Genomic DNA, 17125 nt, shown 5'->3' with positions numbered 1-17125 from the left:
GCACCGAGCGTAACGAGAACTTGTCCGGTCTTGTCCGGTCGGAGGCGTGACGGTGCCCGTTCAGGCGCCCGGATCGAACCGGACGAACCGTTCTACCAGGAGAAGGGGCGCACGACCGCGTCGTGCGCCCCGGTGCTCGGCTGGAAGGACTACCAGGAGCGCAGCGTGACGATCCGCTCTTCGAGCTGCTCCACCGTCGCCATCGCGGTGGGCGGGCCGCCGCACTGGCGGCGCAGTTCGTTGTGGATCGCGCCGTGGGGTTTCTTCGTGCGGTGGTGGTACACGCCGACCAGCGCGTTGAGCTCCTTGCGCAGCGCGCCGAGCCGTTCGCTCACCGACTGCGACCGGACCGGCGGCGCGGCCGGTTCCTCGGTCTTCGGCTTGCGCCGCTTCTCGTCGGAGATCTGCTCTTCCTGCCGCTTGCGCAGCAGCGCGCGGACCTGGTCCGGCTCCAGCAGGCCGGGAAGGCCGAGGTACTCCTGCTCCTCGTCGGAACCGGAGAAGACCGCGGTGCCGAACGAGTTGCCGTCGTAGATGACCTGGTCGAGTTCGGCCGAGGCGTGCAGCGAGGTGAACGCCTTCTCCTCCTCGCCCGGTTCGTCCTCGGTGCGGTTGGCCTGGGCGAGCAGTTCGTCGTCCCAGCCTTCCTTCTCCCGGTGCGGTTTGCCGAGCACGTGGTCGCGCTGCGCTTCCAGCTCGCTGGCCAGCTCCAGCAGCACCGGCACGCTCGGCAGGAAGATGCTCGCCGTCTCGCCCTTTTTCCGGGCCCGCACGTAGCGGCCGATGGCCTGTGCGAAGAACAGCGGGGTGGACGCGCTGGTGGCGTACACGCCGACGGCCAGCCGCGGCACGTCGACGCCTTCGGACACCATCCGGACCGCGACGATCCAGCGTTCCTTGGTCTCGGAGAACTCCTTGATCCGCCCGGACGCCTTCGGGTCGTCCGACAGCACCAGCGTCGGCGTCTCGCCGCAGATCCGCTCCAGGATCTTGGCGTAGGCACGCGCGGTTTCCTGGTCGGTGGCGATCACCAGGCCGCCCGCGTCCGGGATGCCTTGCCGCACCTGGCTGAGCCGCGTGTCGGCGGCTTGCAGCACCGCCGGGATCCACTCGCCCGCCGGGTCGAGCGCCGTGCGCCAGGCGCGCGCGTTCTGCTCCGCGGTGAGCGGTTCGCCCAGCCGCGCGGTGAACTCCTCGCCCGCGCTGGTGCGCCACGACGCCTCGCCGGAGTAGGCGAGGAAGACGACCGGCCGGACCACGCCGTCGGCGAGCGCGTCGGAGTAGCCGTAGGAGTGGTCGGCCTTGCTGCGCTGGAAGCCGCCCGCGTCCGGTTCGTAGGTGACGAACGGGATCGGCGAGTCGTCGCTGCGGAACGGGGTCCCGGTGAGCGCGAGCCTGCGCACCGCGGGCGTGAACGCCTCGCTGGTCGCGTCGCCCCAGGACTTCGCGTCGCCCGCGTGGTGGATCTCGTCGAGGATCACCAGGGTCTTGCGGTTCTCCGTGCGCACCCGGTGCAGCGTGGGATGCGCGGCGACCTGCGCGTAGGTGACCGCGACGCCGCGGTAGTCCGACGACGTGACGCCGGTGGTGTTGCGGAAGTTCGAGTCGATCGGGATGCCCGCCGCCGCGGCCGAGGCCGCCCACTGGTGCTTCAGGTGCTCGGTCGGGGTGACGATCGTGACCGCCTCGACGGTGCGGTCCGAAAGCAGTTCGGCGGCGATCCGGAGGCCGAACACCGTCTTGCCCGCGCCCGGCGTCGCGACCGCGAGGAAGTCCTTCGGCCTGCTCGACAGGTACTTCGTGAGCGCTCGGCGCTGCCAGGCGCGCAGCGGACGCGCGGTGCTGTCCTTCTCCGCGGGCGGCGCCCCGAGGACCGGCTGGGTCGTCTCGGACAAAACTCGGTTCACCCCCTCCTCGGACCGCTCGGCGCGGCCGTGACGTGCGAAAACCCCCACTGTGGCACCGGCTTCGCCGCCGGGCGCCGCGATGAGGGCACGTCGGCCAGCTTACCTTCCGAGTCCCCGGGCGCCCGCCACCGCCACGGGTGGTGTCCTCCGACACGCCCCCTCTCGGCGGGGGTGACGAGCCAAAACCGCGCGCATGGACCATGCTGGGACACACCATGGGCGAGGTGACACCGGACGCCGGCGCGGCAGAGCCGAACGGCGAGGCAGTGCCGAAGAAGAGCGTGCCGGAGAAGACCGTGCGCAGGGGGCCGTGGCGGCTCCTCACCCGCACGCTCGCGAAAGCGTGGGACGGCAACATCTTCTCCGAGGCCGCCGAGGCGGCGTTCTGGCAGACGCTGTCGCTCCCGCCGCTGCTGCTCGGGCTGCTGGGCAGCGTCGGCTTCATCGGCGAGTGGTTCGGCCAGAACGTGGTCACCGCGGTGCACGACCGGATCATCACCTTCAGCCACACCATCTTCAGCGCCAACGCGGTGCAGGAGATCATCGAACCGACGGTGAACAGCATCCTCACCGTCGGCAAGGGCGAGATCGTGTCCGTGGGCTTCGTGATCTCGCTGTGGGCGGGTTCGTCGGCGATGTCGTCGTTCGTCGACGCGATCACCGTCGCGCACGACCAGTACGGCGTCCGCAACGAGGTGTGGCAGCGGATTTTCGCGCTGCTGCTGTACCTGTGCGCGCTGATCGGGCTCGTGATCGGGCTGCCGCTGCTGGCGATCGGGCCGGACCTGCTGCCGGAGTTCTTCCCGGTCGACTGGCGGCCGACAGTCTCGTCCTGGGTCGGCACGCTCTACTACCCGGTGCTGGGCGTGATGATCGCGCTCGCGCTGACGACGCTGTACAAGCTCGCGCTGCCGCGCCGGCTGCCCTGGCACCGCGGGCTGCCGGGCGCGATGCTGGCCGGCGTGGTCTTCCTGGTGTCGAGCATCGGGCTGCGGATCTACCTGAACTGGATCACCAAGACCGGCTACACCTACGGCGCGCTGGCCGCGCCGATCGCGTTCCTGCTGCTGATGTTCTTCATCGGCCTCGCGGTGGTCGGCGGCGCGTATTTCAACAGCGCGATCCAGGAGCTGTGGCCCGCGAAGGCGACCCGGCGGCAGCGGCGCAAGTGGCGGCGGCTGGAGATGGAACGCGCGAACGAGCGGATGCGGGCCGAGGAGGGCCGCCGGCTGTGGGACCGCACGACGATGCCGTTGCGGCGGCCGAAACGGCACCCCGGAAACGAAACCGACGACTCCGAGACTGGCCACGACGAGCCGGACCGCACCGAATCGGAGACCGTGCAACTCGCCAGACCCGAGCGCGCCACCGGTTCGGAGCCGTCCGCCGAATCTCGTCCGCGCCGTCCGCGGCAGGGCTGACTCAACCCTGGCGGAACCGCCACGTCTTGCTGTCGAAGGCGATGCAGACGCTCGGCGACATCACGACCACCCGCAGCGTGCCGCCGTCGCGCTCGTCGTAGTCGATGCCCTCGACCTCGAAGTTGCCGCCGCAGCCGCTTTCGAGCGGAAGCTGGCCGAGCGAGGTGACGTGCCCGGTCACGTCGGAGCCGGAGACCGGGCCGGAGAGATCGACCTGCAGCAACGGTTTGGCAGTGCCGAAGAGGCTGCCGTCCGGGTCGTCGGAGGAGCACATGAGCCGGGTCGCGGAGACGAAATCGCAGCCCTGGACGTCGCGCACCGGGTGGTCGAGCCGGATCGCCGAGGCGTACGGCAGGTTCTGGCCGGGATCGGTGGCCGCGACTCCGGGCATCGGGTAGACGAGCAGGCGGTCCATCGTGCCCCACTCGCCGGACACCAGCCAGCGCGCGTCGGGCGACACGGCGGCGAACGAATTGTTGTTGGCCTCCCACGATTCCAGCGCGTGCTGGTAGTCGGCGCGGGAGCCGTCGGGAGCTTCGACGCGGAAGAGCTTCGCGCCGCGGTCGTCGCGCTGGTAGGGCTCGACGTACCAGCCCTTCGCCGACCCCGGGTCGCCGATGTGGTTCCAGCCCTTCGCCGCGAGACCCGGGTCGACCGTGCCGATGCCGGTGTAGCGGATGCTGGTTCCGGACGAGCGCTCGACGGTGGCGAGGCCCTGGCTCTCGTCGAGCGGACGGGCCCGGTCGGAGCCGACGGTGGTCCATCCGGTCACCGCGTCCGCGGCGCCCGCCGCGACTGCGCTGACGGCGGACAGCAGGACGACGAGGGAAAGCACGATCCCGGTTGCGCGCATGCGGGGACACTCCTGCGGGGAGGCGACTGGCCGGATTGCAGGTCTACCAGTTCCTCCCCGGGTGCACAGCCACCGAGTGAAGGATTTTCACCTTTGTTCCCGCGCACCGGGACGCGGGGGAAACCTCAGTCGTCGCCGCCGGGACGGAGGCCCTCGTAGATCTTCTTGCACTTGGGGCAGACCGGGGACCCCGGCTTGGGAGATTTCGTGACCGGGAAGACCTCGCCGCAGAGCGCCACGACGTGCGTGCCCATGACCGCGCTCTCGGCGATCTTGTTCTTGCGCACGTAGTGGAACATCTTCGGCGAGTCGTCGTCGGTCGACTCGGTGCTGTCGGTCTCCGGCTTGGTCAGCGTTTCGGTGCTCACCCCACCATCATGCCTCAGCGCCGCGCCCGCGGTAATGCCCGGCTAGGCTCGCCTGACCTGCCAAGGGACCCCTCAGGAGCCCGGATGCCGCACGAGTCCGCACCCCGCTGGCACAACGCGCTGACCCGCCTCGGCGGCGACCACCACGTCGGCCGCGACGCCTGGGCCGACCTCGAAACGCGCTACACCGAACCGCACCGCCGCTACCACGGCCTCGCCCACGCCACCGCCGTCGCGCACGACGCGGAGCAGCTAGCGTCCGACCTGCCCTTCCACGAACGCGCTGTCGTCGTACTCGCCGCGTGGGCACACGACGTGGTCTACGACGCCGTACCCGGCGAAGACGAACAACGCAGCGCGGAGTGGCTTCGCCGCTGGCTCACGCGCGCAGGGATTGCCGATGCGCACATTGACCAGGCCGAAGCCCTCGTCCTCGCCACCGCCTCCCACGAAGCACCCGAAGACGACTTCGCCGCAGCAGCCCTCCTCGACGCCGACCTAGCCATCCTCGGCGCACCTCCCGACACGTACGCCGCGTACGTGGACAACGTGCGTCAGGAGTACGCGCGCTACCCCGACGACGCCTGGGCGACCGGCCGCGCCGCAGTACTGGAAAGCCTCCTCACGCGGCCCGCGCTGTACCTCACCGAAAGCGCCCGCTCACGCTGGGAAGCCACCGCGCGGCAGAATTTGCGGGCTGAGCTGACCCGATGCCGCAGTGTGCGCGGCGATCACAGATGATGTCCGTTCGTGACCACCCAGACCACTCCCCTGTTCGTCCACGAGGAAGTCGCCTCGGCGTTGCGTGACGGTCACCCCGTCGTCGCGCTCGAGAGCACGATCCTTTCGCACGGCCTCCCGTACGGACGGAACCTCGACGTCGGCCGCCGCATCGAGCAAACCGTGCGAGACGGCGGCGCCGTGCCGGCCACTATCGCCGTGCTCGACGGGCGGCCGGTCATCGGCCTCTCCCCCGCCGAACTGGAGCGCGTCTGCGCCCCCGACGCCGGCTTGGACAAGCTGTCCCTGCGCGACCTGGGCCCCGCGGTCGGCCTCGGCCGCTCCGGCGCCACCACCGTCGCGGGCACCTCGGCGCTCGCCGCGGCAGCCGGAATCGGCGTCTTCGCCACCGGCGGCCTCGGCGGCGTGCACCTGGGCGCGGCACAGAGCTGGGACGTCTCGGCAGACCTCGGCGTCCTGGCCAAGGTGCCGACCGTGGTCGTGTGCTCCGGCGTGAAGTCCGTCCTGGACATCCCCGCCACCCTGGAAGTGCTGGAAACGAACTCGGTGCCCGTCCTCGGCTACCGCACCGACGACTTCCCCGCGTTCTACCTCCGCTCGTCCGGCCACCCCGTCGGCTGGCGGGTGGACGACCCGAAGCAAGCCGCCGCGGTCATCTCCGCCCACCGCCGCTACGCGAATTCCGGTGTCCTGCTGACAAACCCGATCCCGGAAGAGTCCGAAATGGACCGTGCCCTGCACGACCGGCTGTTGCGGGAAGGCCTGGCAAAACTGGCCGACGCCGATGTCCACGGCGCGGACGTGACTCCGGTGCTGCTGGAGCACTTCCACACCGCAAGCGAAGGCGTCAGCATCGACGCGAACGAGGCTTTGGTGCTGTCCAACGCCAAACTCGCGACCGAAGTGGCGGTGGCCCTGTCGTGACCGGAATCGTAGTAGTCGGCGACGCGGGCCTAGATGTCGTCGCCCGGCACGACCAACCTCTCCCCCACGGCGGCGACGCCCGAGCCGCGATCCGCTTCACCGGCGGCGGCGCCGGAGCGAACACCGCGCTGTGGCTGCGCTCGCTAGGCGCGGAAACCACCCTGATCGCCCGCATCGGCGACGACTCAGGCGGCCGCCTGATCCGAGCCGAACTGGAAACCGCAGGCGTCCGCTGCGCCTTCGCGACCGATCCCGAAGCCCCTACCTGCTGCGTAGTCGTCCTCGTTGACGGCGAAGGCCAACGCAGCATGCTCGCCGACCGAGGCGCGAACAAACGCTTCGCCCCCGAAGACGTCACCCCCGAGGCCCTAGCCGGCTCCACCCACCTGCACCTGTCCGGCTATGTCTTGCTGGACCCGTCCTCGCGCCCCGCAGGACTGGCCGCCCTGGACGCTGCCAAGAAAGCGGGCCTAACCACCTCCGTGGACCCCCAAGCAGCCGCCCACATCCACGACCCAGCGGCCTTCCTGGACGACGTACGCGGCACCGACCTGCTCATGCCGAACACCGAAGAACTGGTCGCCCTGACCGGCTCCGCAGACCCGTCCTCCGCAACCGAACTGCTGACCACCGTCGGCGCAGTAGTAGTGACCGCCGGGCTGGACGGCGCGAGCTGGATCGACGCAACCGGCGTCTCCTCAGTCCCCGCAGTAGAAACGACCTGCGTCGACTCCACCGGCGCAGGCGACGCCTTCGACGCAGGCGTCCTCACCACCTGGCTAGCCGGAAAGTCCACAGTGGACGTCCTGCGCACCGGCACCCAACTGGGCGCACTGGCAGTAAGCCGCATCGGCCCCCAACCCTGAGACACCGGACGTGAGGGTCCTCCCCTCACGTCCTCGAACCGCAGCCGGTGCACCCAACGATCGAGGCACCCAGCCCCTCCCCCAACCCCGATACGAAGCCTCCCCGCGGGCGGCGGGTGCTTGTCGAGGCATCTTTCCCGCCTTGACAAGCACCCGCCGCCCGTCAGCACAATGAAACTTCGGGGTGCCCCAGGCAACCCAAGACGGCCGATGTCGCCGCCAGGCGACGAGCCGACCAGACGGGCCCTACCCGTCGATCACCCGATGCTTCCGCCCCTCAATCTGCCGAGCATCCCGCGCATACCGATTGACCTTCTCAGACTTCCTGGGCGGCCGATCATTGGCGATCAGCACCGCGATCCAAGGCAACGGCACGGAAATCACCAAGAACAAAATCGCCAGCCACCACGTGTGATAAGTCAGCCCGGCCAAAATGAGGCAGGGAATCCGGCACACCATCATGATGACGTACTTCCGCTTCCGCGCCGCCAGCTGATCGTCCAGCGACGGCTCGGCCTCGGTGATCAACACAGGCTCGGGGCGGGGATCGGCTCCGTGGGGTGCGTTCACAGCACCACCTCCGCGTTCCATCGTCTCACTCACCGCCCGTCCGCGACACCCGGGCGGGCAAACCGGGACAGCGCGGCGACGACCAGCGTCTCGACCCCGGTCCGCAAGGTCGGATGCAGCACCGGCGCGAACTTGGACGAGTGATTCGAGGGCACGTCCGTCTCGAACCGCCCCTCCGTCATCGCGGTAATCACCTGCTGCGCGTCGAACCCGCCGACCAGCCAGAACACCGACGGGACCCCGGCCGCGCGCCCGAACTCGCTGAAATCCTCGCTGCCGGTGACCAACGGCGCGGGCATCGTCGCCTCCGCCCCGAAGTGCCCGCGAAACACCTCAGTCAACTCGTCCGACACGGCAGCGTCGTTCGCCGTGACCGGATAGGACGCGACGACCTCCACCGTAGGCGGCTGAGGCGCCCCCGCAGCCGCGGCTTCGCCGTTCACGATCCGTTCGATCGCCTTGCGCAGCCGCAGCAACACAGCGTCGTCGAAGGCCCGGGTATTGACCTCCAGCACTGCATGGTCAGCGATCACATTCGCCGCGGTCCCGACGTGCATCGAGCCGACAGTCACCACAGCAGGCTCGGTCGCGGCGATCTCCCGCGACACGATCGTCTGCAGCTTGAGCACCACAGACGCCGCCAGCACCGCCGGGTCGACCGTGGTTTCCGGCCGCGACCCGTGCCCGCCACGACCGTGCAGGGTGATCCGCAAGGTGTCGGTCGCCGCCATGATCACGCCGGGACGCGTCAGCACCCACCCGGCCGGACCAGGCACGATGTGCTGCCCGAAGACCACGTCGGGGCGGCCGACCCGGTCGAAGAGACCGTCGCGGACCATTCCCGCGGCACCGTCACCGGCCTCTTCCCCGGGCTGGAAGAGCGCGAGCAACGTGCCGGACCACTGCTCCCGCGAAGCCGCGAGAAGGTGCGCGGCCCCGGAGAGCCACGTCGCGTGCATGTCATGCCCGCAGGCGTGCATCAGCGGCACGTCGCGACCCTCGGAGTCGACGCCGCGCGCAGTGCTCGCGTACGAGAGCCCTGTCTGCTCCTCGACTGGCAACGCGTCGATGTCCGCACGAAGCAGCACAGTTGGTCCTTCGCCGTTACGCAGGACCCCGACGACGCCGGTGCGACCGATGCCGGTGTGCACCTCGAAGCCGTCTTCAGTCAGCCTTCGGGCCAACTCGGCTGCCGTGCGGGTTTCGGTGAACGCCAGCTCGGGATGACGGTGCAGATCGACGTACAGCGCTTCAAGCTCCGGCAGTGCCGCTTCAAGCGGAGCCAGGACACGCTCGGTGGTCTCGGTGGTCACGATGCTCATCGTGGCAGGCTTACCCACCGTGAGCACGAACACGCCTCTCCCTGACCTTTCCGACGACGTCTGCGCGCGGCTGCGCGAAGCGTTCCGACGCACCGGCTACGACGCTGACGGCGTCGTCGACGCGCTCGGCGGTGCCGCGCACACGGCGCTCGGCCGCGGCGAGCCCGAACCCGCCCGCCGCGCAAGCCTCGACGCGGGCGATCTCGGCGTCTTCATCCGGCTGTACCTGCTCGGTCTCGCCGAGCCGGAGAAGACTGTCTCGTCGGCGTTCGCGCCGCTCAGCGCGGACGACGCGGTGACCGCGGGCATCCTGCGGACCGTCGGGGACGAGTTCCGCGCCGCGCTCGACATCCGCCCGCACGGCGACGAGGACGGTTCGTGGTGGGTCGTCTCCGACCTCGACGCCGACATGCTCGGCCACGTCGTGCCCGAGGACCACGTGCTCGGCGTCGGGCACGCGTCGCTGAGCCTGATCCGCGCGACCAGCCGCCGCCCGGTCGGCACCCTGCTCGACCTCGGCACCGGCAACGGCGTCCAGGCGCTGCACGCGACCCGGCACGCGCAGCGGGTCACCGCGACCGATGTGTCGGCTCGCGCGCTCGCGCTGGCCGCGGGCACGTTCCGGCTGAACGAATTGGAGGTCGAACTGCTGCGCGGCGAATGGTTCGCGCCGGTCGCACGCCGCCGCTTCGACCAGATCGTGTGCAATCCGCCATTCGTGGTCGGTCCGCCGCGCGTCGACTACACCTACCGCGACTCCGGCTTGGCCGGCGACGACGCGAGCGCGCTCGTCGTCCGTCAGCTGCCGAGTTTCCTCAACGACGGCGGCACGGGTCAGCTCCTCGCGTCGTGGCTGCACCGTCGCGGCGAAGACTGGGGCGACCGCGTCGCGCGCTGGCTGCCGCCGGAGACCGACGCCTGGTTCGTACAGCGCGACGTCGCCGACCCCGGGCTGTACGTCGGCACCTGGCTTCGCGACGAAGGCATCGACCCGCGCTCGCCCGAAGGCCGCGCGAAGGCTGCCGCGTGGCTCGACTGGTTCACCGAAAACGACGTACAGGGCATCGGATTCGGCTTCGTGACACTGCGGCGCGCGAACGGTCAGACGCCGACTGTTGTTTGCGAAGACTTGCGACAGGCTTACGACGACCCGCTGGGCCCCGAAGCAGCGAACTGGCTCGACCGCGTCGAGTGGCTGCGTACGCACGGCGACAATGTGTTGGACGTAGCGTTTCGGGTACCCGAGACAGTGCTGCTTGAACGCGTTGACTCTCCCAGCGATGAAGGCTGGGAAACAACCGTGCGGCGGTTGCATCGCACCGACGGACCCGGTTGGCAGCACGAGGTCGACGAACTCACTACGCGTCTTCTCGCGGGTTGCCGCGGTGCGCTGCCGCTGTCGGATTTGCTGGACCTGTTGTCCGCCGCGCAGGGCCTCGATTCGGCCGGACTGGCCGCAGCCGCTTTGCCGATCGTCCGCGAACTCGTGCGGCACGGCATGCTCGTGCCCGGTTCGCCGCGGTGAGGGCGGTGGCGGCGCGGGTCACCCGCGCGAGCGTGACCGTCGCGGGGGAGATTGCCGGGGAGATCAAGGAACCCGGACTGCTCGTATTGCTGGGCGTGCACCGTGACGACGATCTCGCGAAGGCCGCGACGATGGCCCGCAAACTGCACGAACTCCGGTTGCTGCGCGACGAGGAATCGTGTGCGACGACCGGGGCGCCGCTGCTCGTGGTGTCGCAGTTCACGCTCTACGGCGACACCCGCAAGGGCCGCCGCCCGTCGTGGACCGCCGCCGCCCGGCCGGAAATCGCCGAACCCCTGGTGGACGCCGTGGTCGCGGAACTGCGCGGCCGCGGCGCGACCGTCTCGACCGGACGGTTCGGCGCGCAGATGGCCGTGGAAAGCGTGAACGACGGCCCGTTCACCGTTCTGGTTGAGGTCTAGACCACAGTGGAGAAGGCCGCGTAACATCGAAGGCACGCAGCGCGATTCGCGCATATTTCCCGGAGCGCAGCGGTTCTCAGCAAAACCTCAGTTTTGGTGGAGCAACCGCGGGGCGGGTACGCCCGTCCTCATTTCAGCGAGCCGGGAACGTTTCAGCTTCCCGGGGCGTTGAGACCAGTGTCCAGCCAAGCCGGCTGGGCCCGCGGACACGGGATTCCACAGGCCCCGTCCCGCAGGCGCCGGCGAGACACGTTCAGCCCGTGACCGGGGAGGCAGAATGTCAGTCCAGACTCTCGAACGCGAAGCGCGCGGGATTCGCGAGCGCCGGATTCCAGCACAGCAGACCGAGGAGCGTCCGAGCGTGGGGGCGCTCACCGACGCCGACCTCGACGCCCAGAGCCCCGCCGCCGACCTGGTGCGCGTGTACCTGAACGGCATCGGCAAGACCGCGCTGCTCACCGCGGCCGACGAGGTGGAGCTGGCGAAGCGGATCGAAGCCGGGGTCTTCGCCCAGCACATGCTCGACACCGCCGAGGACCTCACGCCGCAGCGCCGCAAGGAGCTGCGCGCACTGGTGCGCGACGGCCACACCGCGAAGAACCACCTGCTGGAAGCCAACCTCCGCCTCGTGGTGTCGCTCGCGAAGCGCTACACCGGACGGGGCATGCCGCTGCTCGACCTGATCCAGGAGGGGAACCTGGGCCTGATCCGCGCGGTGGAGAAGTTCGACTACTCCAAGGGGTTCAAGTTCTCCACGTACGCCACGTGGTGGATCCGCCAGGCCATCACCCGCGGCATGGCGGACCAGGGCCGCACGATCCGGCTGCCGGTCCACCTGGTCGAACAGGTGAACAAGCTGGCCCGGATCCGCCGCGACCTGCACCAGCAGCTCGGCCGCGACGCGACGCACGAGGAACTGAGCGCCGAATCGGGCATTCCGGTGCACAAGATCTCGGACCTGCTCGACCAGTCGCGCGACCCGGTGAGCCTCGACATGCCGGTGGGCACCGAGGAGGACGCCCCGCTGGGCGACTTCATCGAGGACTCGGAGGCGACCGACGCCGAGAGCGCCGTCATCTCCGGCCTGCTGCAGGACGACCTCCGCCGGGTCCTGGCCACGCTGGACGACCGCGAACAGCACGTCATCCGGCTGCGCTACGGCCTCGACGACGGCCAGCCGCGCACGCTCGACCAGATCGGCAAGCACTTCGGCCTGTCCCGCGAGCGCGTGCGGCAGATCGAACGCGAGGTCATGGCGAAACTGCGCCAGGGCGAGCGGGCCGACCGGCTTCGGGCGTACGCCAGCTGAGTTTCTTCCCTCTTCCGGAGCCGGGGTTCGGGGCCCGGGTTCCGGGGAGGGCGGAAAAGCCGGTCCAGCGGGGCTGATTCGGGCTGGCGCGGCGGGCTGACCGGGCGTGGGGTCCGGTGAGCCGGCCGCGGCAGGCACGCGGACGGGCGGGCCGGGGTTTTCCGCGGGGACCGGGTGGGGCTCGGTCAGGCGGGGCGGAGACCCTCGGCCAGAAGATTGTTTCGGTGGGCAGCGGTTCGGGCCGCTGATTGCGCAGGACCCTCGGTTCGGTTTCCGGACCGGGGGTTTTGTCGTGTCCGGACCAGGGTTTGGGCCGTTTGCCGCCCGGATGACGGCGGAGTCGCGCGGCTTTCCGGCGGTTCACGCCACTGGTTGTGCAGCACCCTCAGTTCGGCCCTCCGGCCCGAGGTCCTGTCGCGTCCCGCACCGATCTCCGCCGTCAGCCGTCCCGACGACCGCGGAGTCGTTCGGCTTGCGAGGGGCGGCGGTTCGCACCGCCGGTTCCGCAGAACCTTCGTTTCGGCTTTCCGGCCGTGGTTTCTGTCGTGCCTGACCCCCGGTTTCCCCTGTCGCCCCCTGACGAGCGCGGCATCATTCGACCGGTCCGACCAGGGGTTTCACCCGTGTCCCGCCTCCGATCTCCCCCCGCTCACCGCCCCGATCACGGCCGCGCTGATTTGCCGACAAATCGCCTCAGCAACACCACCAGCCTCACCAGCCACTTGAGCACCACCAGCCACTTCAGCCCCTTCTGGGCGCACAACCCTCCTTCCGTGCCCCGTTTCCTCCCCTTGATCCCGTTTCTACCGACACCCACCGCAATCCCGTCACCACTCCGCGCACCCGATCGTGGAATTCGCGTCTCGTTCGCGTTTGGCGGTTCTGGGCAGTGGGTAGCAAGCGTTCGCGACCCCCGCTGTGCGGCGTCCGGTCAACGCGCCGGCGGGGGTCCCGTTAGTCACGCGGGGCGGATGTGTGCGCATCCGGTCCGCTTTCCCCGGGAGGTCGGGTCCGTCGGGGTGGGCCCGGCCTCCCGACCATGCCCGCGCGAAAAGCCGCGGAGTGCGCTATCCCACAGCGTCCCCGCGCCCGTGCGACCGGGCGGAACCCGCTGAGTACCGTGAGCCAATCCCGATCAGGGCAAAGGAGCCTCGCTGTGCCGCCCACCACGTTCCAGCACACCGAAGTCCTGCCGCTCGGCAAGGACACCACCACCGAGTACCGGCTGGTCACCGCCGACGGCGTCGAGACCGTCGAAGCCGCCGGGCGGAAGTTTCTGAAGGTCGATCCGGAAGCGCTGACGACGCTCGCGCGCACGGCGATCACCGACATCCAGCATCTGTTGCGTACGTCACATCTGCAGCAGCTGCGCGCGATCGTCGACGACCCCGAGGCCAGCGGCAACGACCGGTTCGTCGCGATGGACCTGCTCCGCAACGCGGCCATTTCGGCCGGCGGCGTGCTGCCGATGTGCCAGGACACCGGCACCGCGATCGTCATCGGCAAGCGCACCGAGGGCGTGCTGTCCGGCGGCGACGACGAGCGCGCGCTGTCGCAGGGCATTTTCGACGCCTACCAGCAGCTGAACCTGCGCTACTCGCAGATGGCCCCGATCAACTTCTGGGAAGAGCGCAACACCGGCACGAACCTGCCCGCGCAGGTCGAGCTCTACCACAAGGACTCGGACGCGACGGATCCGTCGTACGAGTTCCTGTTCATGGCCAAGGGCGGCGGCAGCGCGAACAAAACGTTCCTGTACCAGGAAACGAAGGCAGTCCTGAACCCGAAGCGGCTCGCCCGGTTCCTGGACGAGAAGCTGCGCAGCCTGGGCACCGCCGCGTGCCCGCCGTACCACCTGGCGATCGTGGTCGGCGGCATGTCGGCCGAGTTCAACCTCAAGGTCGCGAAGCTGGCCTCCGCGCGCTACCTGGACAACCTGCCCGCCGAGGGTTCCGAGCTGGGCCACGCGTTCCGCGACCGCGACCTCGAGCAGCAGGTGCTGGAGATGACGCGCCAGTTCGGCATCGGCGCGCAGTTCGGCGGCAAGTACTTCTGCCACGACGTCCGGGTGATCCGCCTGCCGCGGCACGGCGCGAGCTGCCCGGTCGGCGTCGCGGTGTCCTGCTCGGCCGACCGCCAGGCGAAGGCGAAGATCACGAGCGAGGGCGTGTTCATCGAGCAGCTCGAACGCGACCCGGCCCGCTTCCTGCCGGACGTCACCGAGGACGACCTGTCCGACGAGGTCGTGTCGGTCGACTTGAACCAGCCGATGGACCAGATCCGCGCCCAGCTGGCGCAACTGCCGGTGAAGACGCGCCTGTCGCTGACCGGCCCGCTGGTCGTGGCGCGCGACATCGCCCACGCCAAGATCGCCGAACGTCTCGACGCGGGCGAGGAGATGCCGCAGTACCTGCGCGATCACCCGGTCTACTACGCGGGCCCGGCGAAGACCCCCGACGGCTACGCGTCCGGCTCGTTCGGCCCGACGACCGCGGGCCGGATGGACTCGTACGTCGCCCAGTTCCAGGCAGCGGGCGGCTCGCTGGTCATGCTGGCGAAGGGCAACCGCTCGAAGCAGGTCACCGCCGCGTGCAAGGAACACGGCGGCTTCTACCTCGGCTCGATCGGCGGCCCGGCCGCCCGGCTGGCGAAGGACTGCATCAAGAAGGTCGACGTGCTCGAGTACGCCGAACTCGGCATGGAAGCGGTCTGGAAAATCGAGGTCGAAGAGTTCCCCGCGTTCATCGTCATCGACGACAAGGGCAACGACTTCTTCTCCGAAACCAGCGAACCGGTCCTGCAGATCAGCTTCCGCTGACGGAAACCGGCGCCGAGGTCATCCGGGAAACATCCCGCCCAACCGGGCGAGAGTCTTCTCGATGGCCTCGGCGTTGCGCTGGGGAAAGCCAAGCAACCGGATCGCCAGCGGCGACCGCGCAGTAGACCAGTCAAAAGTCTCGGTGACTTCAGTGCGTCCGTCCCCAGTCGGCTCAAGCAGCCAACGCCACCGGTGCCCGGCGAAGTGCCGCCAAGCGATCAGCCGATTCTCCTCGAACTCGACCACGGTGTTCTGAATCCGGTACGGCGCCCCCATCCGCATTTCCATGCCGAACTGCGCCCCCAGCGACAACCGCGCCGGCGCAGACCCACGGCTGCCTCGAACCGTGCCCGACCCGTCAATGAGCGGATGCTGCGCCGGATCGGCCAGCAACGCGAAAATCCGTTCCGGCGCAGCAGCAACGAGAGCACTGCGCGAAACCTGGCGAGTTCCCATCACCCAAGCCTAGGGCCGCACCAGCCCCACGGCCATCGACACAACCCCGAACAGACCAACACGTCCACTGTGGACTGCTCAGCCCCCGAAGTACGTGAAGGGCCCCTTCACATACTCAGATTCCCTCAGGGTTCCCCTCACGACCCACCCACCAGCCCCCGGCACGCCCCAATGTGGCATTGGGTGCGTCCCACGCACCGAACGCCACATTGGGTGCATCTGACGCACCCAATGCCACATTGGGGCGCTAGCCCCAGCCCACCTACGACACCGCAGCCGACGCACCCAACCAGCGAGGCACCCAGCCCCTCCCCCGCACCCCGATACGAAGCCGCCCTGCGGTTCGGGGGTGCTTGTCAAGGCATCTTTCCCGCCTTGACAAGCACCCCCGAACCGTCAGCACAATCACCCTTCGGGGTGCCCCACGCAACCCAAGACCGGGCGCAATGTCGCCCCCAGGCGACGAGCCGAACAACCCCCCGACGAAGCCGTCCGACCCATCACCCGAGCGACCTCACCGAGGCGGAGACTGCTTCAACACCACAGTCCGCTCCCCCAACGCCGCCTCCAACGGCACCGAAATCACCGGATGCCGCAGATCCATAGTGCACATCTGCCCGGTCTGCGCCTTGGTCTCGCTCAAATCGACCACCACCCGCTGAGCGCTCTGCTCAACAGCCGACCCGAGCGCATGCCCGCATCCCCCTTCCTCAGCCCGCACCACGAGCACCTTCCCCCCGCTGTCCGTATAAACCTCCTTGGGAAACGTCTTGGGCAACGCAGCCCCGTCGACCCGGTTGTCCGGAACCCGAACCGCCCCCGCGGGAGGGTTGAACTGGGGCTTGCCCGATGGCGGCATCGAGGTCGAAGCGCTGCCGCTCGCCGGCGCAGTCTCGGTCCCGGACGCTGGTGCGTTCGCCATGCTCGTCGGACTGCCGCACGCGGCCGCCATCGTGAGCACCAGTGCCGCGCCCGCCAGTCGTGTCGTTCCGATCAGCTTCGTCGAGTACCTCATGCCCTCTAGACGGAGCGGCCGCCCGGCCGGGTTGCACCCGATCTTCACGGACCGGGCTTCAACACCAATTCCCGTCCGCCCAGCGGGGCAGCGAGCCGTACCGGCAACGAAATCTCCCGCACGTGCATGGGACACATCTGCCCGTGCGGCGCCTTGGCAAGAGTCACCAGCACGACAACCTGAGCAGCCGTCTGCTCACCCGCCTTCGCGCTGAGCTTGTCGCATCCGCCCTCTTCAGCCTGGATCACCACGACCGAGCCACCCTCCGCGAGCGTGACGTCGTGCGGATACCCGGCCGGAAGCGCCGAAGCATTGACCTGCCCAGCAGCAGGCGCCGTGTCCCCAGGCGGCACACCCTGCGTCGGACGGCTCTTCGGCGGCCCAGACACCGGCGGCGGCGCAACCGACGTCGAGGACGGCGACGGCGGCGGCGAGGACACCGACACCGAACCGGACGGCGGCCCCGAGGAAACCGGCGCAGCCACGGTTCCGTTGCCCCCGCACGCCGCGACCGTCAGCAGCAGCGCGCTCGCTCCCACGATTTTCCCTGTAGTCCGCATGCATCGCGGACGGAACAGAGGCCGCGACGGTTGCATCCGAGCGGGAAA

At 69.4% G+C, this 17125-nt stretch carries 16 protein-coding genes; 8 read left to right on the top strand and 8 right to left on the bottom strand.

Features of this window, described 5'->3' with window-relative positions:
- Window positions 1-149: 149 nt before the first annotated feature.
- Window positions 150-1907 carry a DEAD/DEAH box helicase gene (locus L3Q65_RS03025; RefSeq protein WP_370648169.1) on the bottom strand — a complete coding sequence of 586 codons (1758 nt, stop codon included), beginning with the start codon at window positions 1905-1907 and terminating at the stop codon, window positions 150-152.
- A 215-nt stretch (window positions 1908-2122) separates the two neighbouring features.
- On the opposite strand from L3Q65_RS03025, the gene L3Q65_RS03020 reads away from it, so the two are divergent.
- Window positions 2123-3328, top strand: a complete 1206-nt coding sequence (locus L3Q65_RS03020) for a YihY/virulence factor BrkB family protein (RefSeq protein WP_237598741.1) — start codon at window positions 2123-2125, stop codon at window positions 3326-3328.
- A gap of 1 nt (window position 3329) precedes the next feature.
- Here L3Q65_RS03020 and L3Q65_RS03015 read toward each other — a convergent pair whose 3' ends face one another.
- Window positions 3330-4181 (bottom strand): hypothetical protein, encoded by an 852-nt coding sequence (locus L3Q65_RS03015; RefSeq protein ID WP_237598740.1) that lies wholly within the window; start codon window positions 4179-4181, stop codon window positions 3330-3332.
- A 125-nt stretch (window positions 4182-4306) separates the two neighbouring features.
- Complete coding sequence (locus tag L3Q65_RS03010) at window positions 4307-4549, bottom strand: DUF3039 domain-containing protein (protein ID WP_020657970.1); 243 nt, start codon at window positions 4547-4549, stop codon at window positions 4307-4309.
- Between the two features lie 84 nt (window positions 4550-4633).
- Between L3Q65_RS03010 and L3Q65_RS03005 the strand changes: the two genes are divergently transcribed.
- From L3Q65_RS03005 to L3Q65_RS02995, 3 genes are read left to right on the top strand one after another with little or no spacing between them, the layout of a single operon-like run.
- Complete coding sequence (locus tag L3Q65_RS03005; protein ID WP_237598739.1) at window positions 4634-5290, top strand: hypothetical protein; 657 nt, start codon at window positions 4634-4636, stop codon at window positions 5288-5290.
- Window positions 5291-5299: 9 nt separating this feature from the next.
- On the top strand, window positions 5300-6214 hold the full coding sequence (locus L3Q65_RS03000) for a pseudouridine-5'-phosphate glycosidase (protein ID WP_237598738.1): 915 nt from the start codon (window positions 5300-5302) through the stop codon (window positions 6212-6214).
- Complete coding sequence (locus L3Q65_RS02995; protein WP_237598737.1) at window positions 6211-7080, top strand: carbohydrate kinase family protein; 870 nt, start codon at window positions 6211-6213, stop codon at window positions 7078-7080. Before L3Q65_RS03000 ends, L3Q65_RS02995 begins: the two co-directional genes overlap by 4 nt.
- 246 nt (window positions 7081-7326) lie before the next feature.
- Here the strand turns inward: L3Q65_RS02995 and L3Q65_RS02990 are convergent, their stop codons facing one another.
- Together L3Q65_RS02990 and L3Q65_RS02985 are read right to left on the bottom strand one after the other, a co-directional pair.
- Window positions 7327-7671: a DUF3099 domain-containing protein gene (locus tag L3Q65_RS02990; protein ID WP_237601035.1), complete on the bottom strand. Its 345-nt coding sequence runs from the start codon at window positions 7669-7671 to the stop codon at window positions 7327-7329.
- Between the two features lie 8 nt (window positions 7672-7679).
- On the bottom strand, window positions 7680-8972 hold the full coding sequence (locus L3Q65_RS02985) for an amidohydrolase (RefSeq protein WP_237598736.1): 1293 nt from the start codon (window positions 8970-8972) through the stop codon (window positions 7680-7682).
- 19 nt (window positions 8973-8991) lie between these two features.
- On the opposite strand from L3Q65_RS02985, the gene L3Q65_RS02980 reads away from it, so the two are divergent.
- From L3Q65_RS02980 to L3Q65_RS02965, 4 genes are all read left to right on the top strand, one after another.
- Window positions 8992-10497, top strand: a complete 1506-nt coding sequence (locus L3Q65_RS02980) for a class I SAM-dependent methyltransferase (RefSeq protein WP_237598735.1) — start codon at window positions 8992-8994, stop codon at window positions 10495-10497.
- On the top strand, window positions 10494-10919 hold the full coding sequence (gene dtd / locus L3Q65_RS02975; RefSeq protein ID WP_182890668.1) for a D-aminoacyl-tRNA deacylase: 426 nt from the start codon (window positions 10494-10496) through the stop codon (window positions 10917-10919). The genes L3Q65_RS02980 and dtd overlap by 4 nt, the downstream gene beginning before the upstream one ends.
- A 277-nt stretch (window positions 10920-11196) precedes the next feature.
- A complete protein-coding gene (locus L3Q65_RS02970) occupies window positions 11197-12228 on the top strand; it encodes a sigma-70 family RNA polymerase sigma factor (RefSeq protein ID WP_237598734.1) in 1032 nt (343 codons plus the stop codon).
- A gap of 1156 nt (window positions 12229-13384) precedes the next feature.
- On the top strand, window positions 13385-15046 hold the full coding sequence (locus L3Q65_RS02965; protein ID WP_116206878.1) for a fumarate hydratase: 1662 nt from the start codon (window positions 13385-13387) through the stop codon (window positions 15044-15046).
- Window positions 15047-15064: 18 nt separating this feature from the next.
- Here L3Q65_RS02965 and L3Q65_RS02960 read toward each other — a convergent pair whose 3' ends face one another.
- From L3Q65_RS02960 to L3Q65_RS02950, 3 genes are all read right to left on the bottom strand, one after another.
- Window positions 15065-15502, bottom strand: a complete 438-nt coding sequence (locus tag L3Q65_RS02960) for an SRPBCC family protein (RefSeq protein ID WP_182890669.1) — start codon at window positions 15500-15502, stop codon at window positions 15065-15067.
- Between the two features lie 514 nt (window positions 15503-16016).
- A complete protein-coding gene (locus tag L3Q65_RS02955) occupies window positions 16017-16517 on the bottom strand; it encodes a hypothetical protein (protein ID WP_237598733.1) in 501 nt (166 codons plus the stop codon).
- A gap of 44 nt (window positions 16518-16561) precedes the next feature.
- Complete coding sequence (locus L3Q65_RS02950) at window positions 16562-17056, bottom strand: hypothetical protein (protein WP_237598732.1); 495 nt, start codon at window positions 17054-17056, stop codon at window positions 16562-16564.
- Window positions 17057-17125: the final 69 nt, after the last annotated feature.

The sequence above is a fragment of the Amycolatopsis sp. FU40 genome (genome assembly GCF_021903635.1).
GTDB lineage: Bacteria > Actinomycetota > Actinomycetes > Mycobacteriales > Pseudonocardiaceae > Amycolatopsis > Amycolatopsis dendrobii.
Note: the sequence above shows the minus strand (reverse complement) of the source record. Positions and strands in the feature narration are given on the sequence as shown.